We start from the raw sequence: 25858 nt of genomic DNA, 5'->3' as shown, positions 1-25858 counted from the left end.
GTCGGCGCAATGCTTCTGCTGTGCGTGCTGCGAGCGTCGGCCCAGGAGTTGGAGCCGCGCGCCTATTCGCCCGCACCGGTAGGCACGAACTTCATCGGTCTAACGTATTCACGGCTGAGCGGACAGGTTCTCACCGACCCCTCGCTTCCCGTCAGCAACATCCACGCGGATATCAATGCGGTATCGCTGGGATATGTCCGCGTTTTCGATCTCGCTGGATATACGGCACAGCTCGGAGTGCTGGCGCCGTTCGTCAGCGGCAATGTCTCAGGGGACGTGCTGGATTCGCCCACTCAGGTGCATCGCGCCGGACTCGGTGACGTGCGCTTCAGGCTGGCGGTCGATCTTCTGGGCGGCCGGGCGCTGACACCGGAAGAGTTCGCGCGCCGCGTACCAGGGACGATCGTCGGCGTGAGTCTGACGGTCGTGGCACCTACCGGGCAATACGAGCCCGCTCACCTGGTCAACGTCGGGACCAATCGCTGGGCGTTCAAACCCGAGTTCGGCATCTCGCAGCCGCTGGGCAACTGGTTTCTCGAAGCCACCGCCGGCGTATGGCTCTTCACTGACAACGACTCTTTTCTCGGCAACAAACGGCGTAGCCAGGCGCCGCTCGCCACGCTGCAGCTTCATGCGGGATACACGTTCCGTCCGGGTTTGTGGCTAGCCTTCGACGCAGGGTTCTATGCTGGTGGCAAATCCACCGTCAATGGCGTTGGCAACGACGACCGGCAGAACAACAGCCGTTATGGCATCACGCTCGCAATACCCGTCACCCGAGGCTGGTCGGCGAAACTCGCCGTATCGAATGGCCTCCTCGTCAGGGCAGGCGGCAACTACAAGGCGATTTCGCTGGCGCTTCAGTATCGCTGGTTCAACTGAAGCGAGGCGAACAAAGCATCGACGCAGTCACTCCGATGCGCTCAGCGCCCGATCCCACACAGCGCCTCTGCCAGACGGCGAGACATTGATTCAGGTCAATCGGCGGCGCACGGCCTGACATATGCTGAAATCGCGCCGCGATAGCTTACCGGCGTAGCGATTCGAGGAGACCGATGATGAACGCAAAGACTTCAAGGCTCGGGGTTTATTCGGAGGCGGGCAAGCTGCGCAAGGTGATGGTGTGCTCGCCAGGCCTCGCGCATCAGCGTCTGACGCCCAGCAACTGCGACGAACTCCTGTTCGATGACGTCATCTGGCTGAGCCAGGCCAAACGTGACCATTTCGACTTCGTCTCGAAGATGCGCGAGCGCGACGTCGAGGTGCTGGAAATGCACAACCTGCTGACCGAAACGGTACGTGATCCAGAAGCGTTGAAATGGATTCTGGATCGCAAGATCCGTCAGGACACCGTTGGCGTAGGACTCGCCAGCGAAGTTCGGTCCTGGATCGAAGGTCTCGAGCCGCGCCAACAGGCTGAATTTCTGATCGGCGGAGTGGTGGCGGAAGACATTCCCGACACCGAAGAGACACAAACCCTCAAGATGTTCCGCGAGTATCTGGGCCATTCCAGCTTCGTATTGTCGCCGCTGCCCAATACTCTGTTTACCCGTGACACAACCTGCTGGATCTATGGTGGCGTCAGCCTCAATCCGATGTACTGGCCGGCCCGCCGCCAGGAAACCTTGCTGGCAACGGCAATCTACAGGTTCCATCCAGACTTCGAAACGCACGAGTTCGAGGTCTGGTATGGCGATCCTGATCGCGATCATGGCCTCGCCACCCTCGAAGGCGGCGACGTGATGCCGATCGGCAACGGCGTGTTGCTGATCGGCATGGGCGAACGTACTTCGAGACAGGCCATCGGCGAGTTGGCTCAAAGCCTGTTCGCCAAAGGCGCTGTCGAGCGCATCATCGTGGCTGGTATGCCGAAGTCGCGCGCGGCGATGCACCTCGATACGGTCTTTACGTTCTGCGACCGGGACCTCGTCACGGTATTCCCGGAGGTCGTGAAGGAAATCGTCCCATTCTCACTGCGGCCCGACGACTCGACGGCGATGAAACTGAACATCCGGCGCGAGGACAAGCCGTTTGTCGAGGTCGTGGGCGAGGCGCTGCGCCTGCCGAAACTGCGCGTCGTGGAAACGGGCGGCAACAGCTTCGCCGCCGAGCGCGAGCAGTGGGACGACGGCAACAACCTCGTCTGCATCGAACCGGGAGTGGTCGTAGGCTATGACCGGAACACCTACACGAACACGCTGCTACGCAAGGCGGGCGTCGAAGTCATCACGATCACCGCGAGCGAACTGGGACGCGGGCGCGGCGGCGGCCATTGCATGACCTGCCCGATCATACGCGATCCCATCGAGTATTGATTTGCAGCCGCGGCCGCCACAGGCGCGCCGTCGTCGAACCGAACGAGACGGAGAACACCATGGCTTTCAATCTGCGCAACCGAAGCCTGCTGAGCCTCATGCATCACACCAATCGTGAGCTTCGTTACCTGCTCGACCTGTCGCGCGATTTGAAGCGCGCGAAGTACACAGGTACTGAACAGCAGCATCTCAAAGGCGTCAACATTGCTCTGATCTTCGAGAAGACGTCCACTCGCACGCGCTGTGCATTCGAAGTCGCGGCATACGATCAGGGCGCCAACGTTACGTATATCGATCCCCATTCCTCGCAGATCGGCCACAAGGAAAGCATGAAAGACACGGCGCGCGTGCTGGGACGCATGTACGACGCGATCGAGTACCGGGGCTTTCATCAGGACATCGTCGAGGAACTGGCGAAATTCGCGGGCGTCCCCGTCTTCAACGGCCTGACCGACGAATACCACCCGACCCAGATGCTCGCCGATGTGTTGACCATGCGCGAGTACAGCGACAAGCCTCTGACCGAGATCCGCTATGCGTATCTCGGCGATGCTCGCAACAACATGGGCAACTCGCTGCTTCTCATCGGCGCAAAGCTCGGCATGGATGTGCGCATCGGCGCGCCGAAGGCGCTGTGGCCGAGCGATGAATACATCGAGAATTGCAAGCGGATTGGCGCCGAAACCGGCGCGCGGATCACGCTGACCGAAGACCCGAAAGCAGCCGTCGACGGCGTCGATTTCGTGCATACGGACGTGTGGGTCTCGATGGGCGAACCGGTGGAAGCCTGGGGCGAGCGCATTGAACAGCTTCTGCCGTACCAGGTCAACAAGGATCTGATGAATGCCACGCACAACAAGAACGCCAAGTTCATGCACTGCCTGCCGGCGTTTCACAACAGCGAAACGGTGGTCGGCAAGCAGATCGCCGAAAAATACCCGGCGCTTGCGAATGGAATCGAAGTGACCGAGGAAGTCTTCGAGTCGCCCTGGTGTATCGCATTCGAGCAGGCGGAAAACCGTATGCACACGATCAAGGCGATCCTCGTCTCGACACTTGCCGACATCTGAAAAGTCAGGCGTGACTGGCCACGGCGCCGCGGCGACCCGGGGCCCCCCCCGGGGTACGACGCCGGCGCCATCTGTCATTTGACGTGCATCGGGAGGTAAGCATCATGCGTATCGTCATTGCGTTGGGCGGTAATGCGCTGCTGCGTCGCGGTCAGCCCATGACCGCCGAATGCCAGCGCGAAAACGTCCGGCTCGCCGTTGGCCAGATCGCGCTGATCGTGCCGGGCAATGAAATTGTGATTGCGCACGGCAATGGTCCGCAGGTCGGGCTGCTGGCGCTTCAGAGCGCGGCCTACAAAGAGGTCGAAGCCTATCCGCTCGATGTGCTCGGTGCGCAGACCGAAGGGATGATCGGCTATCTGATCGAGCAGGAACTCGGCAACCTGTTGCCTTTCGAGGTCCCATTCGCCACGATTCTGACCCAGGTCGAGGTCGATCCCCATGACCCCGCTTTCGCGCGGCCCAGCAAACCGATCGGTCCGGTGTATTCGAAGGAAGAAGCCGAGCGTCTCGCCAAAGAGCGAGGCTGGAGCATCGCGGCCGACGGCGAGCATTTCCGGCGGGTCGTCGCGAGCCCGCGGCCTGGCCGCATCTTTGAAATCCGTCCTATCCGCTGGCTGCTCGAACGTGGCACGATTGTCATCTGCGCGGGTGGCGGCGGCATTCCGACCTGCTACGACGAGAATCGGAAGCTGAGCGGCATCGAAGCGGTCATCGACAAGGATCGGTGCTCGGCTCTGCTTGCGTGGGAACTGGCTGCGGACATGTTGATCGTCGCGACTGATGTCGATGCGGCGTATGTCAACTGGGGGAAGCCGGACCAGAGAGCCATCGCGCAGGCGCACCCGGATGAGTTGGAAAAGCTTGGCTTCGCCAGTGGCTCGATGGGCCCGAAAGTCCAGGCGGCAATCGAATTCGCGCGTAAAACGGGCAAGGATGCCGTCATCGGCTCGCTCGCCGACATCCAGGCCATTGCAGAGCACCGGGGTGGCACCTGCGTGAGCATGTCGGCGCCTGGCATCCGCTACCGCTAGCCGCTAGCCGCTTGCCGGTAACGTCTCGCTGTCTGTGTCTCGCTGCGTGTCTTTCTTCTCTTCTCTTTCTTCGCTCTTCTCTTTCTTCGATCTCGTGACGCACGAGCAGTGCGTTGTCTATATACCGATGCGTGGAAGGAGGGAGCCCATGTGTGCTGTCAGGGCCATTCCCTCCTCCACTTGCCTCGCGTCAATCTGGCAACGCGCTAAGGCGGAAGAAGTTGCGTGTCTCCGCGTCGGGCTCGCCAAACCACTTCGTGTACATGGCGGAGAACTCTGCTGATGAAAAGAGCCGGCTCAACGTTCGATCGGCGAGCAGCCGAATATCGTCGTCTCCGCGCGGGACGCCGATTGCGACGGGCAAATAGGTGAAGCGGCGATCCAGCACCGTCAGCTTGCCCGACGCAGGGCTGCTGCTTGCGACTGCGAGCAGCAGCGAGCGTTCGGCGAACAGAACGTTCGACTGCCGGTCGAGAACCTTGCGCAAGCCTGACTCGACATCGGCGACGGGGACCACGGCAGCCGCGATCTGCAACTGGCCGAGCTTGTCGCCGAGCCAGCGTTGTGCGGGCGAATCCGCGACCACGGAGATGGTTTGCCGCGACAGCAGTTGCGCGGGCGCCGCACGCCAGGTCGGGTGCGATGGGCTTACCCCTGAGAGGACCTCCTTGAGTCCGGCCGGCGCGTCCGAGCGCAGCATCGCGCCAATACCACCGGGATAGACCGGAATCGAGAACGACATGGCCTGCCTGGCCGTGAGCGTTTCGGCGTTGCCGCACAGCAGGTCGATCCGGTGCTCCTGCATCGCGCGCATCCGCTCCTCGAAGGGAATCGCTACCCAGTTGACGCGCAGCGCGGCGAGCCCGAGGTCGGTCTTGATCTCGTCGGCGATCTTCTGGCATAGGGCGATGGTGTAGCCAGTAACCTGGCCATTCGCGTCCTTGTACGAAAACGGCTGCGCGTCGTTGAAGTAGCCCAGATTGATCGCGCCGGACTGCTTGATCCTGGCCAGCGAACCGGTAGGCGTGGGCTCATCCGCGTGGGCGGGCGGCGGCAGCAGACCCGCCAGCACCATCAACGCGAGCGCCAGCACAGCCGCCGCGGTGACTTCCGCCGTGCGCCCGGCGGAAGTCACCGCGGCAAAGCGGAAGGCCATGAAACCGTAGATCACGTAGCCGATTGCCATGACCAGCATGCCGCCGAGTACGGCGTCCTTGCCGGAAGCGTAGATTGCATAAACGGAGTAGACCAGCGCGACGACCGTGACCGCCGCATTGACCCGGTACTTCGCGGTGGGCGTACCGGCGTTGCGCATCATCACGAACAGCGCCGACAGCGAAATGATGTACGGCAGCACATTGGTGACGACCGCGAGGTTGACGAGCCGCGCGAACTGCTCGCTCAGGTTCGGCGAGATCGTGGACAGCGCCATCGCCGACTGGACTATGCCCATGATGACCATGCCCGCGATCGGCGCGCCCATGCGGTTCGCCTTGCCGAAAACGCCCGGGAACATCCTGGTGTCGGCGGCGTCCTTGGCGGTCTGCGCGAGCGTGAACTGCCAGCCCAGCAGCGAGCCCACGCAGGCCAGCGCCGCCAGCGCCATCACGATCGAACCGATCGTCGGGTTGAACATTCGCGCGAAGGCCAGACCAAACGGCCCTGTCGATGCGGCGAGGTCGGCATTCGGCACGATGCCCTGGATCGCGGCGGTGGACAGGATATAGATCACCGCGGCACCCAGCGTGCCGAACATGCAGGCGAGCGGGACGTCGCGCTTCGGATTCTCGACGGCCGACGAGTTCTGGACCGCCGATTCCATCCCGAGAAACGCCCACAGCGTGAGCGAAATGCTCGAGCCCATCCCCTCGGCGAGGCTGACTCCTTTTGGGTTCCAGGCAGCGGCAAAGGTTCCGCCGTGAAACCAGAACCAGCCGGCGATCGAGATGAAGCCGACGGGCAGGATCACACCCCATACGGTGACGCTACCAATGCGCCCGGTCACTTTCGGGCCGCCGAAGTTGGCGACGGTAGTGAGCCACAGCAGCGCTATCACGCCGATACAGGTGGCGACCGGCGATGATGTGAGCACAGGAAAGAACGCCGCGAGATAGCCGAGCGCCGAACTCGCCACCGCCACATTCGCGATCGCAATCGACAGAAAGTAAAGGAAGAACACCTGGAAGTATCCGTCCTTGCCGTAGCCATCTTCGGCATACGCAGCCATGCCGCCTGGGCGCTGATTGAGCAGCCCCGCTTCCGCGAAGCCATAAGCGATCGCCAGCGACCCGACTGCCGTGATCAGCCACGACAGCAGGGAGATCGCCCCCACCTTTGCCATATTGGTCGGTAGCATGATGATGCCCGACCCCATCATGTTGACCGTCACGATGAACGTCAATTGGACGACGTTCATCTTCCTCGGTTGATCCGCCATGATCTCCTCCTCTACGGTGGACCGTTCAAGTCCGCTTACTCGCGGACTACGTACGTGTAAAAGCGAATACGGCCGTTTTCCCGCTCCTGGAAAACGCCCTGCACTTCATAGTTGAATCCGGGGAAGCGATTGAACGATTCCTGGAAAGCCATGAAATAGTCGAGCATCGGTTGCGCGCGTTCATCCCAACGCTCACCAGGCAGCACGACACCGATACCCGGCGGATAGATCAACGCGAGCGTAGCGGAGATGCGACCACGCGCCTGGCCGAGCGGCACATACTCGACGTCGTTCGCGACCAGAGCCTCATAGGCGGCCTCAGGCGGCATCGCCATTTCAGGGAAACTCGACGCGCGAAAGCAGAGCCGCTGCAGTTCCTTCACGTTGGCTTCGCGGTAAAAGCCGTGCATTTCGTTGCACACCTGGCGCAGCGAGTAGTCGGCATAGCGCGCGCCGTGCGCCGCGCACAGGGACGGCAGCACTTCCGCCAGCGGCGCATCGCGGTCCCAAAGATTCTTGAACCTGACGAGCCTCGCGATCAGCGAATTCAGCTTGCTTTCGTCCTCCGCCGGCGTCATCAGGAACAGCACGCTGTTCAGGTCGCACTTCTCCGGAACGATGCCTTCCTCGCGCAGATAGTTCGCAACCACGGTCGCCGGTACGCCGAAGTCGAGATACTCGCCCGTTTTTCGGTCGATGCCCGGCGTGAGCAGAGTGAGCTTATTCGGGTCTACCATCGCATAGCCATCGGCATAACCTGCATAGCCGTGCCAGCGGGCTTCGGGGTTGAACGCCCAGCATTGCTGCTCGCGCTTGATCACGTCGGTCGGCAACGACTCCCATGCAGCGTTCTCGACATCCGTCGTAAAACGCGAATTGCGGGTCGTGACGACATCGGGCACGAAAGGATCGAAGAACCACTGCTCTTCCTTGCTTTTTCCGGTTTCTGCATAGTAGTGAACGAACTCGCGAATCTTCTTGCGAGCTTCGATCCCCAGTGCGATGCAACGGTCCCACAGCATCTCGCCCGCCTTGCCTTCATGAACCTTCGCGTTGACATCGAGGGAGGCAAACAGCGGATAGAACGGAGAAGTACTGGCGTGAATCAGGAACGACTCATTGAACCGCCTGTGCTCGATGAAGCGTTTCTGACCGCGAAGATGTTCGTCGCGCTTGTGAATCTGCGACCCTTGCGAAAAGCCAGCGCCTTGCTTGTGCACGGATTGCGTCGAGAACAATCCCGGCATTTGCGGTGTCAGGTGCTTCATCCGCATCGGACTGTGATCTTCGAACAGCGGGTGAAACGCGTTGTAGCCGATCCACGCTTCGTCCCATAGCACGTAGTCGCACAGGTGGCCGATCTTATCCAGCACCTTTCGTACATTGTAGATCGTGCCGTCATAGGTCGCGAGCTGGATGCAGGCGAGACGGAACGGCCGCTCCGCCCTGCTGCGCTCGAGGTCCTTCACGAGCGGGTTAGAGCGGATCTGTCGGCGCAGCCAGTCTTCGTCCCACGCTTCCCAGTCGACCGCGCCGATCATCCCGAACGGATTGCGGGCGGTCGGCAGAAACACGGGAATGGCCCCCGCCTGCACAAGCGCGCCCTGATGCACCGACTTGTGGTTGTTCCGGTCGAATAGCACGAGATCGCCGCGCCGAAGCACCGCACCTGTGACGATCTTGTTCGACGTGCTGGTGCCATTCAGGACGAAATAGGTCTGGTCCGCGCCGAATACTTCGGCTGCGTGGCGCTCGGCATCGGCGGCCGGGCCTTCGTGAATCAACAGGTCGCCGAGATCGACATCGGCGTTGCACAGGTCGTTGCGGAAAATGCTTTCGCCGAAATACTTGAAGAAAAGCTGTCCCGCGGGCGACTTCCGATAAAACTGGCCGCCCTGGTGTCCCGGGCAGTCGAAGGCGATATTGGCCTCGCCGTCGTAGGCGACGAGCCCGCCGAAGAAGGGCGGCAGAAGGCTCATGCCGTACTTCACGAAGCTCGCCACCACCTGTTTCGCGTAAAAGGCCGGGGTCTGCTGGCCAAGATAAATATAGCCGTCGACTTCACCGAGTCCGCCCGCAACGACAAGGTCGGAGAGGCGATGCGTGTCGGCCAGAGCCCACAGGGGAGTATGAAAGCCTAACGAGCGAACGCCAACCGCGAGATTGCGGGCGCCCTCCATTTGCTTGCCATCAACGCCGACGATATACGCGCCAACGTCAGCATCCTCGTTCAGATCGCGGACCGGATTGCCCGTCACCTCGACATGTATGCCTGCGAGAGCGATGTGATCGAGCAGTTCTTTCGTTGGCTCATTACCCGGATCAACGACCGCGACCACCTTCAGCATCTTATGAAACGGAATCGGTACGGTCGGGGCCTTCACGGAACGCGGGATCATCATCAGTCTCCTCTACGCAGTTTGATTAAAGCATCTGAAGGCAAGCTCTGATTGATGCAGATCAATTGCATTTCCGGACGCTTTAGCGTGCCGTCGGCAGACATCTCGGCAGCATCGTCGTCCGACTTTTCAGGTGGACGCGCCCGCACCGGAGAAACGCCCCAGTGCCGTCCTGCTCGAACTCACGGCGCCCGGTTCGGCTTCATGCACGAACGCCTCGATCACGTCATCGACGCCGACGTGGCGTCCCAATTCGCCGACCTGCTGCTCCAGTCCCTCCGCGCGCAGAATGTCGCGCGCGCTACCGTGGGCGGCGAGAATCCGCAGGCGCATCCCGCGTTTGGCCAGATCGGCGTGCATCGTCGCCAGCATGCGCGCACCGGCGATGTCCACTGCGGGAGAACTCGACAGGTCGCATATCACGAGCCTGATCGGCGCCGTATTCGAGCGGATCCTGTCCCATACCGATGTGCGGACATGTTCGCTGTTGAAGTAAAGCAACGACGCTTCGACACGGAAGATCAGCGCACCGGGCACCGCTTCGTTCTCAGGATGACGCTCGACATCCGAGTACCGGCTCGTACCGGGGATGCGTCCCAGCATGGCCACATGCGGATGCGCGGCGCGTCTGATCAGCAGCAGCATCGATGCGAGCACGGCGAAAATTACCCCCTTGAGGATGCCCAGCATCAACACGGCGGCAAACGCGACCATCGACACCGTGAACTCGTAACGACTCACGCGCCACACGTGCCGCAATTCGCGAATGTCGATAAGGCCCTTGACGGCCACGAGCACGATGGCGGCCAGCACGACGTTGGGCAGGTTGGTGAGCAGGCCAGTCAGGAACATCAGGCACAGTCCGATCGCAATTGATGCGAACACCAGGGCAAGCGGCGATTTCGCGCCGGCCTTGTCGTTCACCGATGACTGCGACAACCCGCCCGCCACCGGATACCCGCGAAACAGGCCTGCGGCGAGGTTGGCCGCGCCGATACCCAACAACTCCTGGCGCGCATCGATTTCATAGCCGTTCTTCTCCGCGATGGCCCGCGCTGCCGACACGCTTTCCACATACGACAGCAGCAAACAGGCGAACGCCAACGGCACGATCCCGTCGACGTCGCGCACCCGCAGCGGAGGAAACTGAAAATTGGGCAATCCACGCGGCAATGCGCCAACGACCTTGAAGCCCATCTGACCGAGAGGGGTCAGCGAAAGCAGGACGATCGACAACACTACGACGAACAGTGCGACCGGTCGACCCGGCAAGAACTTCTCACCCAAGACCAGCAGGGCCAATGCGCCGACGCCAAACACCAGCACGACGAGATGCGTGTCGGGCAGTTGCCCGGCAAGAACCACGATCCGCTCGAAAAACTGCTCGCCGCCTCCCTTGACGCCGAACAGTTTGGGCAGTTGCGTCAGCGCGATGGTAAGCGCGGCGCCGGCCTTGAAACCCAGCAGAATGGTCTCGCTGATGAAGTTGACGAGCGAGCTTAGCCGCAGAAGCCACGCAATCACGCACATCAGCGCGATCAGTATTGCAGTCAACGCCGCGATCGATGCGAATCGAACCGGATCACCACCCGCCATGTCCGCCACCGTCACGCCGACGAGCATGGAAATGGCCGAGGTCGGACCAATAGCCAATTGACGCGACGAACCGAACAGCGCATAGAAGAGCCCGCCCACCAGATAGCAATAGATACCGTACTGCGGTGGCAAGCCGGCCAGCGTCGCATAGGCGAGAGACACCGGGATGCCATATGCCGCCAGCGTCACGCCCGCGACGACGTCCGAAGAAAGCCACTGCAACTGATAGGCGGGCAGCCACTGCGCCGGTGGAAATAGCCCGCGCCAGCCTCGGCTGGACGCGCTGTCGTCGACTTCGACGATGGAAACCTGTTCATCCGCCATCGCCCTCTCCTTGTTCGGCAGTGGTGAAACACATCGGCCCCAGGCGCGCGGCGATCTCACATCGAGCGTATCGAACGCCACCGTGCCTCGGTCTTCAAGGTATCGTCGAGCTTGCTCGTCCGCCCCTCGCGGGAAGCGGCGTCATGGCCGGATTCGTCCCGTCAGGGATCGCGAGTGATGTCGCGTCTATATTCATGATGGCCGGCATCAGAATGAAGTCCCGTTCCGGTTCGGGCATTCTTTCGATCGCGTGCAGCGTCACCCTCGTGGTCCAGCACACGTCGGACGGGGTGGACGACTCTGGGTGCGCCGAATACGACTGGTACCGGTCAAGGTTGACCGGATCGGCATCTAGCTCGATGACGATCTCGCTCGACAGTACGTCGACCGCCGCTGAATATTGTTGCGGGGTTGGCAAGCTCACCGGCACGCCGGACGCACTACTCACCAGAACCTTATAAACAAGCCTCAAATAGAGTTCCGCGTCCGCGTCGGACATCTGAGCAAGTGTGATCCGACTCATCGCGGCATTAATATCGACGAGGCCAAAGCAGTTGACCGGTACGAATTCGTCGAGCAGGTGGGTGAACAATTGCAGGTAGGTCAGCCGGTCTTCGGGTGCCAGACGCGCGAGGCCGCTCGACATCACCGCTTCACGTTTGCCCTCATCGACAAACATCTGTTCGAGCGCATGGACGCCACCGGGGATGCGCCGTTCGATGGCTGGGTCGTTCTCGACGTTCTGCAGCCATGCAGCAACGATGCGCGCTTTCGTCGAGCCACGCGCAATGCCGTATTGGTTCAGCGCGTCGCTCATGTCAGGGCCGCCCAACCGTGATGGAGCGAACATGGTTGGCGCATTGTCCGGCAACGGATTATCAAGATTCTGATGAATGGCCGCGCCCGCGGCCAGCGAGACAATCAGCGTAAGCGATCCTGAGAACCGCAGCGCGTTTCTCTGCGCGGCTCGGAAGTACCTACGGATCAATTCGATTCTCCACGAAAAAGATACGGCGCGTTCAACGAAAAAGCAGAGTCAACGCCGCCACTCGGCGTGACGCGTATAGCGCCAGCGCGCCTATTCGTCGGTCGTCGCCTGTATGCGGCCCTCGCGAATCGCGCGAACGAAATCGCGATAATCCTGCCTGTTCTGCGAGCTGTAATCCGTCGCGAACTCGGTGATTGCATCGTCGAAGGTCTGTCCCGAGCCCATGTAGCCGGCGATCATCGCCGCGTCACCGGAACGCGCGTGCGCGCGCGCCAGCGCGTGTGCGCACATGCGCGCGTACTGCCGGAGCATGCCCGGATCGAGCGCTTCGATCAGCACGGAAATTTTCATGTCGCGAAGCTGACGGACATAAAAATCGCGGCCGTTCTGCCCACGAGTCCAGCCGAGAAACACATCGCTGGCGGACTGCATGATGCGCTGTCCGGCAATCACGCGCTGACCGTGATTAGGGTGCAGGCTCTTGCCAGCATAGGGCTCGAGCACCGACGCTTTGGCTTCCTTCACCTGCAGGAACAACGGATCGTTGTCGCTCGCCATGAACAACCCGACGCCGCACATCGTGCCGACACTGCCGACTCCGACCACCTTGATTGCCATATCGACGAAATGAAACCGCTCGAACACGACGCGCACATGTTCGGCGAGACTCTCGCGGTATGACGCGATCGCTTCCGAATACCCCTTCGCGAGACCGGGAGCCATTTCTTCGGTTGGATGAAAGATCAGCGGCGGCTCATCCTTGATCCGGGGCTGACCGCCCTCCTCCGAGACCAGCTTCGGATACAGATGATCGGGAACGGTCTTGCGTCGCTCCACTTCAATTCTCTGCTCGATCCGCTTGCGCGCGGCTTCGACGACGGCGGGATCGCCCGATCGATCCTGATACTTCTGCAAATCGATTTTGTCGTACCAGACATCGAGAACGCGCATGAACGCGTAGTCATGCATCTGCTCCCGGTATTCGCGCACGAGCTCGACGACGATGCGCGCCGTTTCGCTGTGCGGCAATTCCAGATGCTCCGCCGCAATCACGACGCTTCCCGCGAGCCGTTTCAGATCCCATTCGAACGGGGCCGGCAACGTCTCGTCCAGGTCGTTGATGTCGAAGATGACGTTACGCTCCGGCGTCGCAAAGCCGCCGAAGTTCATCAGGTGTGCGTCGCCACATGCCTGCACGCGTAGACCGCTGGTGGGCGTCGTCGCCAGATCCGCCGCCATCACGGCGGCTGCGCCACGATAGAACGCAAACGGCGATGCCGCCATTCGACCGAAGCGAAGCGGGATCAAGTTCGGCAGGCGGCCCTCATTGGAGATCTCCAGCAGCTCGACTGGATCCCTGCGTTGCTCAGGCGATTTCCAGCCAGCCTGGGACGTTCGGGAAATCGAATCGCGTATCGCCCGGCCTTGCGCGGACCTCTGTTCCGGCGTTAGATACTCGGCCGCCGGTGCGCGTTTTCCGTTTGCTGATTTGCGTGACACGATTTTATCCATGACCTCTCCGGAAAGACTCGATGCGCCCTTATACCGCCGCGACCTCAAGCTCAAGATACGCATATGACCGGTCATCTATTTGATGCAGGTCAACGTTGTGTGGTCACGCGCTTTGCGGACTGATTCGGCGGAGTGATCCCGTGCACTGATACGCATTCGAGCTCGTTGAATTTCGTCATTTCGCTTCGCTCATAAACGCGCGAAACTCGTCCTCGACCGCGACGATCGCATTCGCACAGGTCCAATACATCACGCTCGCGTTACCGTCGGTGCGGTACATGCCGCGGCACATCGCTTTCAGCTGAATTTGCGCGTGATCTTCGTCGAACCGTCCCTTCTGCGCCGCGAGATACACGAAGCCGAACGAATGCGGCAACGCGGTTTCGATCAGCGTATCGTCAGCGCGCACGATGCGGCTCGCCGAATGCGTGGCGACGAACGCGCGCGTGCGTACCCATGCCGACTCGCAATCGACCGTCGGTTCGCAACGCACAGACGCCTGTTGACGCGCCTCGAACAGCGCGACTTCCTCGCGGCGGAAGGCCGCTTCGCGCGCGGTGCTCGCGCATCCGGCAACGAGCACCAGACATAGGATCGACACCCAGATCCGGTACGCGGCGGGCTTCATGACCGCGCCGGTGTCGGTGTGGCCGCCGAACCAATGCATTTATCGATCTCGCTGAGTTTGCTGTTCATCGGGTTTCCAGTCGTTGTCGCGTCTGAACCCGGCCAACCGCAGCTCGTGTGCAGCGAACTCGACATCGACGACCGCGTCGCGTCCCGTGACGATCGCTTCCCGGGTGTTTCCAAACATAGCGGCTCGTCGCGCATGAAGACTGATCCTGATCAAACATCCCATTGGCGGCGATCAGGCGGTGCCACTACCACGCGTCTACGCTTGCCATGAATACCGCCCCGGCCACATCCACACTACCCGGCGAGGACGACCTTGAGGCCCGCCCTGATCGTTTCGTTTCTGTTCGCGCTGCTCTGCATGTCAGGATGCGGGGGCGACATGGTGCCGGCTGCCGATCGCGAAGTCGCTGTGGCCTTTGCCGACGTGCTGGATCTCTACAACGAACGACTCGAACTGACGGAGCAAGCGGTCTTACTCGCGCGCAAGCATCTGTCGCCGGATGCGCCGGCGCTCGCGCAGATGGGTAGGTCGCGCACGGCGGGCGCGGATCTGCATGCGTCGCCAGCCCTGCTCGACTCGCCCGCTTCGTTCGAACGCTTCGATGTCGCGCAACGCGATCTGACCGACGCGATCTCGCAACTGCTGATCGCACGCGAGGGCATCCGCCGTCTGAAAGCGAGCCCGGCGTTCCGCGCGCTGCAGTCGCGGCTCGCCTCGTCCGCGGGGCGGATCGCCTTCGCGCGCGAGCGCTACGATGAAGCGGCCCGGCGCTACAACGCAGCGCGTCACCGTTTTCCGTTCGGCCTCGCGGACATGATTCATCCCACCCAGGATAGGCCCGCTTTCATGGCTCCGGACGGAACGCCTGTGCATCGTCATCCGCGCACCGACTTCGACGCGTTGCGCGGCTCGCTGCGCGTCGAGTCGCAACGTTTTCGACCGCGAGCCTGAACACCCCGCTACACCAGCCACTCCATCTCGCGGCGTGCCGCCATTCTCGACCTGATCTTCTGCGCGAACGTGTCGCGCTTGACGCCGTCTTTGCGTCGATACAGGTCACTGCCGGTAAACACGCAGGTCGCAAGCGGCACCTTGCCCGCCGCCTCAGACATCTGCTTCAGCGCCTCTTTGCCGCCGAACGCGCCCTCGCAGCAAAACAGCGCGAGCCGGCGAACCTGCGGGCCATGCAATTCCAGCCACGCCCGAGCTGGCGCGCATGCGCCGCGTGCCCAGACGGGCGCGCCAACGACGACGAGGTCATACGCTGCGACGTCGCGCAACGCCGGCATGACCTCGGCGTGTCGATGACACAGCGCATCCATCAACGATCTGACGAAACCGCGTGCACCGTTACGCGGCTCGGGACCGCCGGGTTCGCGGATCGGTTCGATGTCGGCGTCCAGCGCGGACGCGAGCAGCTCGGCATCACGCCGCGTTGTGCCGGTTCGCGAGTAATAGACGATGAGAATCCTGCAACGCTCGGACATATGCTTTCTCCGACAGCGGACATTGGGCACCTCATCCGCCAATTGAGCGTCATGCGCTGCTAACGTGCCGGCTCGCGATGCGATGACGCTTCGGTCAAGATTCGACTTGCGGGCGGTGGTGTCAGAGTAATTGAGCTCACCCGGCAGCGATTGACCCACGTCAACTGGCGTGCGGCATCCGCGTGCTTGATCTGCGTCAACAGTCGCGCCGGGCTGGACCATAGACTAAATGTCACCACGGGTTGCGCCCGTTTCCACGCGGTCTGTCAGGGAGCCTTGACGATGAGCTACAAAAGCATTCTCGTTCACCTCGATTCGAGCGTTCGCGCGCATCCGCGTCTCGAGATCGCATTGCAGCTTGCACACCGGTTTCACGCGCGGCTGACCGGTCTGTTTTCGACCTACGTGCCACCGCGCCACGCGTTCTTCGTCATGGCCGGCACTGCCGAGTACTACGCGGAGCACGAGCGCCAGCGCCACGAAAGGGCTGGCTCGCTCGAGCGGCTCTTTCATGCCGAACTCGCGCGTGCAAAGGTCGAAGGTCAGTGGATCACCGCAGACGGCTATGCGAACGACGTTGTGCCGCCGTACGCCCGTCTCGCCGATCTGATCGTGCTCGGACAGACTGATCCGGTCGACCCCGAGGCGTTCGTCGCCGAACAGTTCGTCGAGCACGTCGTGCTGTCGACGGGACGGCCGGTATTGCTGGTGCCGTCGAGCGGGCGCGTCACGCCGCCGGGCCGGCACGTGCTGATCGCGTGGGACGGCAGCCGTGAAGCCACCCGCGCGATCCACGACGCGCTGCCGTTCCTCGCGCATGCCGCGAAGGTGTCGCTGCTGACGGTCCATTCGCCCAGCGATCGACCGCCGCGCGATCGGATTCCCGGCGCGGACATCGCGCTGACCATCGCGCGTCACGGCGTGAAGATCGACGTGCGAGAGCTGACCATCGAAAACGACACGCCGGTCGGCGATGCTTTGCTGTCGCAGGCGTCGGAGCTCGGCTGCGACCTGATCGTGATGGGCGCGTACGCACACTCCCGCCTGCATGAAGTCGTACTGGGAGGCGCAACGCGCACGATGCTCGAGTCGATGACCGTGCCCAGACTTGTCCTGAGAGGTACTTGCAGACTCTTTAGGCGGGAACGCTCCCTCGCCCCGCTCTTAGCGTATGAGACTTCAATATGAATCCGACGGCGACATTCAACATTTCCCCACTAGATCGCGAGCTCACGAACCGCATTGAGGACCGCATGCATGGTGATCCCGTGTTGAGTCAGGAGCCTGTCTGGGTCGATGTGCGCGATGGCCATGCGATCTTGCGAGGTCGCGTTTCTGGCTATGCTGCGAAGGTTGCCGCCTGTGAAGTAGCCCGAGCTGTACCCGGCATCGCTTCGGTCACAGCAGAACTGGCTGTGAAAGTGCCGACGCAATTGCGCCGAACCGATGCAGAGATACGCGACGCCATACTGTCAGCACTCAGATGGCGAGCCTGTTTGCCGCCGGGATCAGTGGATGTCAACGTTCATGACGGCTGCGTCTGGCTCGCCGGTCACGTGGACTGGTCCTACCAGAAGAAGCTCGCTGAGCAGGTTCTGGTACATCTTCCGGGCATTACGTCGATCTGCAACGAGCTGGTTGTGAGCGACCGTCAGATACAGATGGAAGTTCTGACACGAATCCGCGCGGCGCTACGCACAGTTGCGGAGGCGCAGGCCGATAAGATCGAGGTCGTGGCGCGAGACGGCATGGTCACGCTGCGTGGCACGCTGGCGACATCAGCCTGGCGGGATCTCGTTTGCGGCGCGGCACGTGGACACTCGGAAGTGCACTGGGTGTGTGACGAAATGGCGCCGTCACGTTAGCGTAGAACGAAGGAATTCTGTCCCGCTCGCAGCAGGAATACTCTCAACTTTAAGGCGGCGCAGTTCATCGTCCGAAAATCAGGCGATTATTCAGTCACTTACCGCCAAAGGAAATGTGTCATCGCGCTCTTCGTGACAAGGTGCCCCCCCCCCGTGTGGGATCGGCCGCCGGCGCTCACGCACCGCCCCGGAGACGTGAACCGGGCAACGCTTGCAGATTTTGAAGATGACCGCTTCACACGAGGTAGGACGTCAGGTAGCGACGCGTGCACACCGTCCGTTGCTCCGATTTCACAGGCACACCGTGCGACGCGCTGGGTTTCTGAAGCATTTCGCGAACCGGTCTCCTTGTCTTATCGGAATGGAAGCGTGCGGCAGAGCGCATCACTCGGCACGCAAGCTGGTGCGGATGGGGCATCAGGTCAAGCTGAGGCGAGGGCAATTCGTGAAGGCGCTCAATATCCGCAACAACAAGAATCCTTTCGATGGGACTGTTGAAAGCGGCAGCAATGAATGACGTGATACTGTCCGACGCGGTCGGCCGGACCCGACCCGTTTCTGCCGTTCGAGCTGTCAGAGAGGCAACGGCAGGTATCAGAGTCGAACAGTCGCTCAGCAGCGTCACTCGCGGACAGCAAATCGACACGGTCAACGTCGCCACGATATTCTCAACTTGTTTGGCGCGCGTCTCGCATACCGACTGACGCGCCACCCTTTGCCGTCACTCGAGCAACGCGAGGTCGATGTCAGCCGGTCGACGCTGAGCAGCTGAAGAACGGGCAGGCTCAAGAACGGCTGACTCATCGCCATCAATTAGCCGTGGACCTACTTTCGCCTGCTCTGTAAGTTTTGCGAACGACGGCTCTCGGGGAGCAATGAAAACGAGGACAGGTGACGTTCCGAACTACCGTCGGTGGGGGGGGCGAGTGAAGATCCGTCACCATCGCACGCATGGCAGTCTGATCAAAAGAGAAGACGCATTCGTTACCAGGCACCACAGTCAAGTCGTCCGCGTCATCTGGGTTCCGTCGCCGATCGGTATGCAGACGGTCGTGTTGCTGGCATTCGGCGAGGGCCGGATGTTCAGACTCCGTGCGTCGCTGTTCGGCATAGCGGCGCTTGGGCATGGTAGGTGGGCACCGAGACGAAAGGGGTCGCGCTCGAAACACTGGTTTCCCGGGGGTGCACCGGAGGCGATCGGACTTCCCGTGACCATCAACGCCGTCCGCAACATTGAAGCTCACGCTCTCATCACTTGACGAGCGCGGCAACTCGGGTCAATCGTCGGAATGGCCGCCTTCGCGGGGCACCCTCCCTTGCTGTCGCTGCGCGCGCACCACGCGATCACGCGCTGCTTGCGCCGCGATCGTCGCGTCGACGGGGTCATCACGCTGCCGCATCAGCCAGTAGACGATCCCCAGTGCGACCAGCGCGAATGCAAGCGCCGCGATCTGGGCGGGCGCACTGGCCGGATCGAGAATGATGAATTTTCGGGCGATAGCCAGAAGCGCAACCAGAAGCACCGTTTTGACCTGCACGATGTGATCGCGCCGCGCCATCACGCGCGTAATCGAGTGCTTGAATTCCATCGCGATCAGCAGCGTCATGACCATCCCGAAGATGGTCTGGTACACCGTGTGATCCAGCGGGTTCAGCGCATCCGAAACCAGCAACGAAATCACCGCGTGAATCAACTGCCAGAGCGACACGAGGATAATGATAGAGATCATGAAGCTCAGCACATGCGCGACAAGCTGCTCAAATCGTTCATAAAAGGTGAGCATGTCCCACTGCAGACGCAACGCATCGAGATCCTTGCGTAGCCAGCTTTTCTTACTTTCCATGACTTGACTCCCGGAGGGCAGTCGCTGCGCCGCGAGCACACCGCACGTGCATGGATTGCACACGCTCCGTGCACAGTCCATTCGATGGTCGTAACGGACATGCTACGGTCCTTCGCGTTGCGCGGCTTCTTTATGGATAGCTGCCCAAGGCAGAACTGACGTATTCGGTCATTGATAACAGCGGCCGAACTATCTCGTGCTTCTGATACAGGTTCCTATCGAGTAGTCGAAGAGGTACTGAGCCGGAAGCAGCAGGTCCATGCAACTGTACCCCAACGAGCGCGAGATGGAAGACGCCATTCTGGCGGCGCCACAGCGCTTGCTCCTACCCGCGTGACCGAGGATGCGCCGGCCGGCCGCCAACCGTGCATACGATCTATGCAGGTCTCAGGAGGCCTCGCTTGACGCACGGTCAATGCAGCCTCGAACGTTCCACGCGCGGCACGGCCCAGCACGTCTGATACCGCGTATTCTCAGCTCGCAAGCAGCTCATCCGCTGCGGACGCCCGCTTTAGAGAGGAAACGGGCTGGCCCGTGGAGGATCGGGCCCTTGTGGGCCTTTTGTCCATTTTTCCGAAGCGCAGCTTTTCGGCGCGCTTTCCCTTGATGCAGTCCATAACAGCGAGCGCCAATCCGTACGTCCCGGACGGGTTAGCGACTAGAATTAAAGCATCGTCGGTGCATGCTCACGCAGGAGGCACGTATGCGCTATTCAGTCACGATTAGGACGTGCGATCGAGGGAGGCAGACCTATGCCGAAGACCGTTCGAACCGCTGAGCAGATTCGCGACGAACTGCAGAACCGCATGGCGAAAATCGCCGCTGACGTGCCGGGAGCTTTGCGGGTGCGCATACCGCTACCGGAGCGGCACCCGCCCGACGCATCCGGCCGCAACTGGAACATGGTGCCGCTCAATGACCTCGGCGCAGATTGCGCACATCATGTCCAGAAGGTGATCGAAGATATGCGCACCGAGTTCGTGCTTCCAGATTGACGCCTTGATACCAAACCGGAGCCGCTCATGCAAACCCACGTGTTTGAGCATCGAGGCTACGAGATCGCGGTACAGCCGGAGCAGAATGCATACGGCGCGTGGCAGGCGAGGGTGAGTGTGCGCCATGCCGATAGCCCCGTGGCCGAATTCCGTCTGGAGACGATTCAGCCAGAATGGCTGACGCAGGCGGAGGCGGTGCGCGACGGCATCGAATGGGGCACGCGATTTATCGATCACAAGCTGGAAGAGTCGCAAAACCCGATGTGATGGAGCCATCGGCAGAAAGCGAACAAAATCCGGCAGTTTCGCGAAAGACGCCACTTTCCGATGCGCTTATGGTGCACGAACACGGCAAAGCGCCATTTTCCTGGCGCGGCCGCCTGCTCTTGAAGCGCGAGAAAACGAAACAAGGTCGTGACGTCCTCAATGGTGGATAGCATATTCATGGTCAGGATCTATGGACGCATGCGCAGCGCACATGGCTACGCGATACGGGACTTCCTGCATCGCTGCGACATACCGTTCGAATGGATCGAACTGGGCAGCGATAAGGAAGCTGAAGAACTGGCGAATGTGCAGCACGTTTCAGATTCCCGCCTGCCGGTCTGCGTCTTCCACGACGGAACGCGGCTGGAATGTCCGACCATCCGGCAAATCACCGAGAAGCTCGGCTGGTTTGCGAATCCATCCCGTGAGGCCTACGATCTTGCGATTTACGGCGCAGGACCAGCGGGATTGAGCGCCGCCGTGTACGGTGCATCGGAGGGACTGCATACCGTACTGGTGGAGCGCTGGGCACTGGGCGGTCAGGCAGGCAGCAGTTCGAAGATCGAGAACTATCTGGGCTTTCCACAGGGCGTGAGCGGCGCGGAACTCGCTGAACGGGCGCGCGACCAGGCCGTCAAATTCGGCGCCGAAATCCTGCTGGCGCGCGCCGGCGTGCACGCGGAGTTCCCGCCCGGTCAGGGCATCGTGTATCTGGAAGACGGCACGCGTATCACGGCGCGCACGTCTATCTGCGCGACTGGCGTGGCGTATCGCACGCTAGGCCTGGCAGGTGAAGAGCGCTTTCTTGGCGCAGGCCTTTATTACGGCGCTGGCGCCAGTGAGGCCGCGTTGATCCATGGCGAAGACGTATATGTCGTGGGCGGCGGCAATTCGGCGGGACAGGCCGCCATTCACTTTTCGCAGTCGGCCAACCGCGTCTATATGCTCGTGCGTGAGGCATCGCTCAAGAACACATTGTCCCAATACCTGGTGGATCGCATCACATCGGCGTCGAACATTGAAGTGCGCACGTGCACCGAAGTTACCGCGCTCGCTGGCAGTGACGTGTTGCAGGAGATCACGCTGACCGATGTGCGAGCCGCCCGGTCCTACCCTGTAAGAACGAATTGGCTATTCGTCTGCATTGGCGGCGTGCCGCAGACGCAATGGGCGCAGGAGGTCGGCGTCGTTCGCGATGAAGGCGGCTATCTCGTCACCGGTCCCGATCTGCAGGAATATCGGGCAAACCTGAATTGGCCTCTCGAACGCGCGCCGCTGCATCTGGAAACGAGTATGCCCGGCGTCTTCGCAGCGGGCGACGTGCGGCACGCATCGATCAAGCGCGTGGCGTCGGCAGTCGGCGAGGGCGCAATGGCTGTGGCGCTGGTGCATCGCTATCTGAATAGCACTTGAGCACGAGCGCAAGCTTGATCCTCGCAAGTCTGCGCATACCTGTCCAAGGAGACGATCATGTCCTCCCATTGCACGCACCTGGGCGAGGCCCGCATCCTCGACACAACCATCGACTATTGCGAGGAGTGCGTGAAGCTCAACCAGCCATGGGTACATTTGAGGCTCTGTCTTTCTTGCGGACACGTCGGCTGTTGCGATTCGTCGCCCAACCGGCATGCAAGCAGGCATTTTCACGCGACCGGTCATCCGCTGGTGCGTTCAATCGAACCCGGCGAAACCTGGATCTGGTGCTATCGCGACGAGATCGTGGCAGGTGAACTTGAATCGTGAGGGCGACGCCCCCGCACGGCCGGGCGGCGTCGCGTTCTCACTCACGCCAGCATCACGCGTGTGCCGGTGCCTGCTCTGAGGCGTCGCTGCGCGCTTGCGTGGGCGATGCTCCTTTCTGCACACGCACAGAGCGCGTACCTGAATCGTAAGTCATTGTGACCTTGTCACCTTCGCGCACGTCGCCTCGCAACAGCGCATCGGCGAGTTGCGATTCCACCTCAAGGCGGATCTTGCGTTTGAGCATCCGCGCGCCGAATTCGGGGTCATAGCCGATCTGCGCAAGATGATCGCGCAACGCGTCGTCGAACGAGAGATCGATGTTTTGGGCCAACGCGGTACGCCGTACGCGCGCAAGTTGCAGGTCTACGATACTGCGAATCTGCTCCTTGCCGAGCGCATGGAACACGACGACTTCATCGACCCGGTTCAAAAACTCGGGCCTGAAATGATGCCGCAGCATTTCCATTAACCGGTCGCGCAGTTCAGGGTATCCGAGCTGCTTGGAGTCGGCCTTCATGTTCTCCTGGATCAGTTGCGAACCAATATTGCTGGTCGCGATGATGATCGTGTTGGTGAAATCGACCAGACGTCCCTTGCCGTCGGTGAGCCGACCTTCGTCGAACAGTTGCAGCAGCAGGTTGTGCACCTCTGAGTTCGCCTTTTCGATCTCGTCGAGCAACACGACGCAATATGGCCTGCGCCGCACGCGCTCGGTGAGTTGCCCGCCTTCCTCGTAGCCGACATATCCGGGCGGCGCGCCAACCAGCCGCGCCACCGTATGACGCTCGGAATACTCGCTCATGTCGATGCGCACCAGCGCGTTCTCGTCGCCGAACACCGAAGCGGCTAGCGCCTTGGCGAGTTCGGTTTTACCCACACCTGTAGGCCCAAGAAAAAGGAAGCTCGCAGTCGGCTTGCCGGCCTCTGTCAAACCGGCGCGCGAAAGCCGCACTGCTTTGGCGACCGCGGAGACGGCTTCGTCCTGGCCGACTACGCGCTCCTTCAGATGGTCTTCGAGTCGCAACAGCTTTTCACGGTCCTCGGCCGTGAGTTCAGATACCGGTACGCCCGTGAGCGACGAAACGATCTGCGCAATGTCTTCGGCCGTCACTTCCTGCGAACTGGTGCCGCGCTCCTTCTTCCATTTTTCAGTGGCCTCGTGCAGGCGCTTTTGTTCCGCGACGAGCCGTTCTTCCAGTTCCTTAGCCTTATCGAATTGCTTTGCAGCGCTGGCCGCGTCCTGTTCCTGCCTGATGCGGCGGATGCTCGCCTCGACATCGTGCAAGGGCTGCGGACGCGAATTCGACGAAATGCGCACGCGTGCGGCTGCCTGATCGAGCAAATCGATTGCCTTGTCTGGCAAAAAGCGGGCGGCGATGTAGCGGTCCGAAAGCTTTGCCGCTGCAGCGATCGCCTCTTCGGTAATTTTCACCTTGTGATGTGCTTCGAGCCGGTCGCGCAGGCCACGCAGAATCTCGATCGTTTCCTCGACGCTAGGCTCAGGCACCATCACGGGCTGAAAGCGCCGTTCCAATGCCGAGTCCTTTTCAATGTACTTCTGGTATTCGTTCAATGTGGTCGCACCCACGAGGTGCAGCTCACCGCGAGCGAGCGCTGGCTTGAAGACATTGCCGATGTCGAGGCCGCCTTCGCCGCCGCCCTGGCCCGCGCCGACAATCGTATGCAGTTCGTCGATAAATACAACCAGACGATCCTGGTTCTCGATGATCTCATCCAGTACCTGCTTGACGCGCTCCTCGAACTCGCCACGATACTTCGCGCCAGCCACGACGCTATTGATATTCAGTTCGACCACGCGCTTGCCGCGCAGCACTTCCGGCACCTGGTCCTGGGCAATGCGCTGCGCCAGACCTTCGACGATAGCGGTCTTGCCCACACCGGGCTCGCCGATCAGCACCGGATTGTTCTTGCGCCGCCTCGCGAGCACTTCAATCGTGGTTTCGATTTCCTTGTCACGGCCGATCACCGGATCGAGCTTGCCTTGACGCGCAAGCGCGCTGAGATCGCGCGCGTACTTGTCGAGCGTGGGCGTGGTGGAGCGGTTTTCCATCTTGCCGTCTTCGGCACCCTTCCCGACCACCTTGACTGCTTTTTGCCGCATCGATTGTGGCGACAGCCCGAGCTTGCGCAGCAATTCACCTGCAAAGCCGTCTTCTTCCTCGACGAGCCCAATCAGAATGTGTTCTGGTCCGACGTAGCTATGGCCCAGTTCCAGCGACGCCTTCAACGCATTTTCCAGCGCACTCTTCGCGCGCGGCGACACGCCGATCTGCTCGTGGTCGCTCGGCTCCTTGCGAGTACCACGTGGCGCGGTCTGGTCGATGGTCTTCTTGATCTCTTCGGGATCAAGCTTGAATTCGCGCAGGATTTCCTGCACCACATTGTTATCGGCGAGCCCCAGCAACAGGTGTTCCGTATCGACTTCGTTCTTCCCATATTCGACCGCGGCTTGAGCCGCGGCTTGCAGGCGGTCCAGACCGCTCTGGCTCAGATACGTCTGCAGGTCCACCGCTTCACGCGCCCGGCGATGCCGGCGCGTGCGGCCGCCTGGGTGTCCGCCCGCTGAATCGCCCATTTGCCCGCTACCGGCGCCTGTACCCTGATCCGCGCCGCCGGATTGTCCTGGCGAGCGTCCGATGAACCGTCTATCGCGGCCGCTTTCCGTCTCCGGCCACATGTCGTCGAACAGACTGTCGAACAGTCCGCCGTGAAAGAGGGACTCGAGCGGCGACAGGCGGCGCTGATTGCGCGCCATGAATTCCATGTAATGCTCATCGCACAGCATCAGTTGACGGCGTTGGCCGTTTTCGGTGATCGTGATCTGTGAGGTTGCGGGCTTTCCACAAACGCTGCACTCGGCCATGATGATCTCCTTTTCGTCCGAGCGGGCATTGCTTCCCGCGCGGGTATCGGGTGGGTGAAAGATATCTATTCCGCTGCTTATTCCGCTACCTATTTCGCCTTGTTTGCGTGCTGGGCTCGTGCTGCACTCGAAACGATTCAAGCGAATCCCATCGTCCTTCCTCGCGTCGGCCGGCGCGCTGATTCACCGTGCAGTACCAATAGCAGGAGGCAATGCAGCGTGTCCTCTCCAATGGATATGCTGGGATGCTCGTTGGCGCGCTGACATGCGCGCGCCAACCTTTTGTCGATCCCGTCAACGAGCGTCGGGTCGTCATGCAAGGTGTGACGCTCTAGCCAGTTGTCGTTCGGGTTCGTCGAACGCAGTTCCGGGCGCGGCCGTCAGTTGGTCGGCTTCTTCCTCAGCGGCTCACGTGGTAGTCGACCTTACCAACCGCAGCTTGACGCGATAAGCGTCGCCGG

At 61.2% G+C, this 25858-nt stretch carries 19 protein-coding genes and 2 pseudogenes; 12 read left to right on the top strand and 9 right to left on the bottom strand.

Annotation, left to right across the window (positions count from 1 at the left end; translation table 11 throughout):
- Nucleotides 1-9 precede the first annotated feature (9 nt).
- The 4 genes from ACLFKU_RS29480 (at nucleotide 10) to arcC (ending at nucleotide 4419) form a co-directional block, all read left to right on the top strand.
- Entirely contained in the window at nucleotides 10-882 is an 873-nt protein-coding gene (locus ACLFKU_RS29480; RefSeq protein ID WP_410851425.1) for a transporter, read from the top strand.
- Between the two features lie 176 nt (nucleotides 883-1058).
- Nucleotides 1059-2315 (top strand): arginine deiminase, encoded by a 1257-nt coding sequence (gene arcA / locus ACLFKU_RS29475; protein WP_410851424.1) that lies wholly within the window; start codon nucleotides 1059-1061, stop codon nucleotides 2313-2315.
- A 59-nt stretch (nucleotides 2316-2374) separates the two neighbouring features.
- Entirely contained in the window at nucleotides 2375-3385 is a 1011-nt protein-coding gene (locus tag ACLFKU_RS29470) for an ornithine carbamoyltransferase (RefSeq protein WP_410851423.1), read from the top strand.
- A 104-nt stretch (nucleotides 3386-3489) separates the two neighbouring features.
- Nucleotides 3490-4419, top strand: coding sequence for a carbamate kinase (arcC, locus tag ACLFKU_RS29465; RefSeq protein ID WP_410851422.1), 930 nt, complete (start codon nucleotides 3490-3492; stop codon nucleotides 4417-4419).
- A gap of 190 nt (nucleotides 4420-4609) precedes the next feature.
- Here arcC and potE read toward each other — a convergent pair whose 3' ends face one another.
- The 6 genes from potE to ACLFKU_RS29435 all read right to left on the bottom strand — a co-directional run bounded on the left by potE (nucleotide 4610) and on the right by ACLFKU_RS29435 (nucleotide 14342).
- Nucleotides 4610-6856 (bottom strand): putrescine-ornithine antiporter, encoded by a 2247-nt coding sequence (potE, locus tag ACLFKU_RS29460; RefSeq protein WP_410851421.1) that lies wholly within the window; start codon nucleotides 6854-6856, stop codon nucleotides 4610-4612.
- A gap of 35 nt (nucleotides 6857-6891) precedes the next feature.
- A complete protein-coding gene (speC, locus tag ACLFKU_RS29455) occupies nucleotides 6892-9255 on the bottom strand; it encodes an ornithine decarboxylase (protein WP_410851420.1) in 2364 nt (787 codons plus the stop codon).
- Nucleotides 9256-9384: 129 nt separating this feature from the next.
- On the bottom strand, nucleotides 9385-11175 hold the full coding sequence (locus tag ACLFKU_RS29450) for a SulP family inorganic anion transporter (protein ID WP_410851419.1): 1791 nt from the start codon (nucleotides 11173-11175) through the stop codon (nucleotides 9385-9387).
- 94 nt (nucleotides 11176-11269) lie between these two features.
- Entirely contained in the window at nucleotides 11270-12163 is an 894-nt protein-coding gene (locus ACLFKU_RS29445) for a hypothetical protein (RefSeq protein ID WP_410851418.1), read from the bottom strand.
- A gap of 90 nt (nucleotides 12164-12253) precedes the next feature.
- Nucleotides 12254-13675, bottom strand: coding sequence for a DUF2252 domain-containing protein (locus ACLFKU_RS29440; RefSeq protein ID WP_410851417.1), 1422 nt, complete (start codon nucleotides 13673-13675; stop codon nucleotides 12254-12256).
- Between the two features lie 175 nt (nucleotides 13676-13850).
- Nucleotides 13851-14342: a hypothetical protein gene (locus tag ACLFKU_RS29435; protein ID WP_410851416.1), complete on the bottom strand. Its 492-nt coding sequence runs from the start codon at nucleotides 14340-14342 to the stop codon at nucleotides 13851-13853.
- A 282-nt stretch (nucleotides 14343-14624) separates the two neighbouring features.
- On the opposite strand from ACLFKU_RS29435, the gene ACLFKU_RS29430 reads away from it, so the two are divergent.
- Entirely contained in the window at nucleotides 14625-15263 is a 639-nt protein-coding gene (locus tag ACLFKU_RS29430; RefSeq protein ID WP_410851415.1) for a LemA family protein, read from the top strand.
- 8 nt (nucleotides 15264-15271) lie between these two features.
- Here ACLFKU_RS29430 and ACLFKU_RS29425 read toward each other — a convergent pair whose 3' ends face one another.
- Nucleotides 15272-15799: a flavodoxin family protein gene (locus ACLFKU_RS29425; RefSeq protein WP_410851414.1), complete on the bottom strand. Its 528-nt coding sequence runs from the start codon at nucleotides 15797-15799 to the stop codon at nucleotides 15272-15274.
- Nucleotides 15800-16081: 282 nt separating this feature from the next.
- On the opposite strand from ACLFKU_RS29425, the pseudogene ACLFKU_RS29420 reads away from it, so the two are divergent.
- From ACLFKU_RS29420 to ACLFKU_RS29410, 3 genes and pseudogenes are all read left to right on the top strand, one after another.
- A pseudogene (locus ACLFKU_RS29420) lies at nucleotides 16082-16912 on the top strand (universal stress protein); the annotation flags it as partial.
- A 71-nt stretch (nucleotides 16913-16983) separates the two neighbouring features.
- Nucleotides 16984-17664, top strand: a complete 681-nt coding sequence (locus ACLFKU_RS29415; protein ID WP_410851413.1) for a BON domain-containing protein — start codon at nucleotides 16984-16986, stop codon at nucleotides 17662-17664.
- Nucleotides 17665-17968: 304 nt separating this feature from the next.
- Nucleotides 17969-18142: pseudogene (locus ACLFKU_RS29410) on the top strand (IS110 family transposase); the annotation flags it as partial.
- 799 nt (nucleotides 18143-18941) lie between these two features.
- Here ACLFKU_RS29410 and ACLFKU_RS29405 read toward each other — a convergent pair.
- Nucleotides 18942-19508 carry a phosphate-starvation-inducible PsiE family protein gene (locus ACLFKU_RS29405; RefSeq protein ID WP_410851468.1) on the bottom strand — a complete coding sequence of 189 codons (567 nt, stop codon included), beginning with the start codon at nucleotides 19506-19508 and terminating at the stop codon, nucleotides 18942-18944.
- A 752-nt stretch (nucleotides 19509-20260) separates the two neighbouring features.
- Here ACLFKU_RS29405 and ACLFKU_RS29400 point away from each other — a divergent pair.
- From ACLFKU_RS29400 to ACLFKU_RS29385, 4 genes are all read left to right on the top strand, one after another.
- Nucleotides 20261-20503, top strand: coding sequence for a hypothetical protein (locus ACLFKU_RS29400; RefSeq protein WP_410851412.1), 243 nt, complete (start codon nucleotides 20261-20263; stop codon nucleotides 20501-20503).
- Between the two features lie 27 nt (nucleotides 20504-20530).
- Nucleotides 20531-20770 carry a DUF6566 family protein gene (locus tag ACLFKU_RS29395; RefSeq protein ID WP_410851411.1) on the top strand — a complete coding sequence of 80 codons (240 nt, stop codon included), beginning with the start codon at nucleotides 20531-20533 and terminating at the stop codon, nucleotides 20768-20770.
- Between the two features lie 177 nt (nucleotides 20771-20947).
- Nucleotides 20948-22183, top strand: a complete 1236-nt coding sequence (locus tag ACLFKU_RS29390) for an NAD(P)/FAD-dependent oxidoreductase (protein WP_410851410.1) — start codon at nucleotides 20948-20950, stop codon at nucleotides 22181-22183.
- A gap of 57 nt (nucleotides 22184-22240) precedes the next feature.
- Nucleotides 22241-22513: a UBP-type zinc finger domain-containing protein gene (locus ACLFKU_RS29385; protein WP_410851409.1), complete on the top strand. Its 273-nt coding sequence runs from the start codon at nucleotides 22241-22243 to the stop codon at nucleotides 22511-22513.
- 52 nt (nucleotides 22514-22565) lie between these two features.
- Here the strand turns inward: ACLFKU_RS29385 and ACLFKU_RS29380 are convergent, their stop codons facing one another.
- Nucleotides 22566-25397 carry an AAA family ATPase gene (locus tag ACLFKU_RS29380; protein WP_410851408.1) on the bottom strand — a complete coding sequence of 944 codons (2832 nt, stop codon included), beginning with the start codon at nucleotides 25395-25397 and terminating at the stop codon, nucleotides 22566-22568.
- Nucleotides 25398-25858: the final 461 nt, after the last annotated feature.

The organism is Paraburkholderia sp. EG304 (genome assembly GCF_046543485.1).
Lineage (GTDB): Bacteria > Pseudomonadota > Gammaproteobacteria > Burkholderiales > Burkholderiaceae > Paraburkholderia > Paraburkholderia youngii.
Note: the sequence above shows the minus strand (reverse complement) of the source record. Positions and strands in the feature narration are given on the sequence as shown.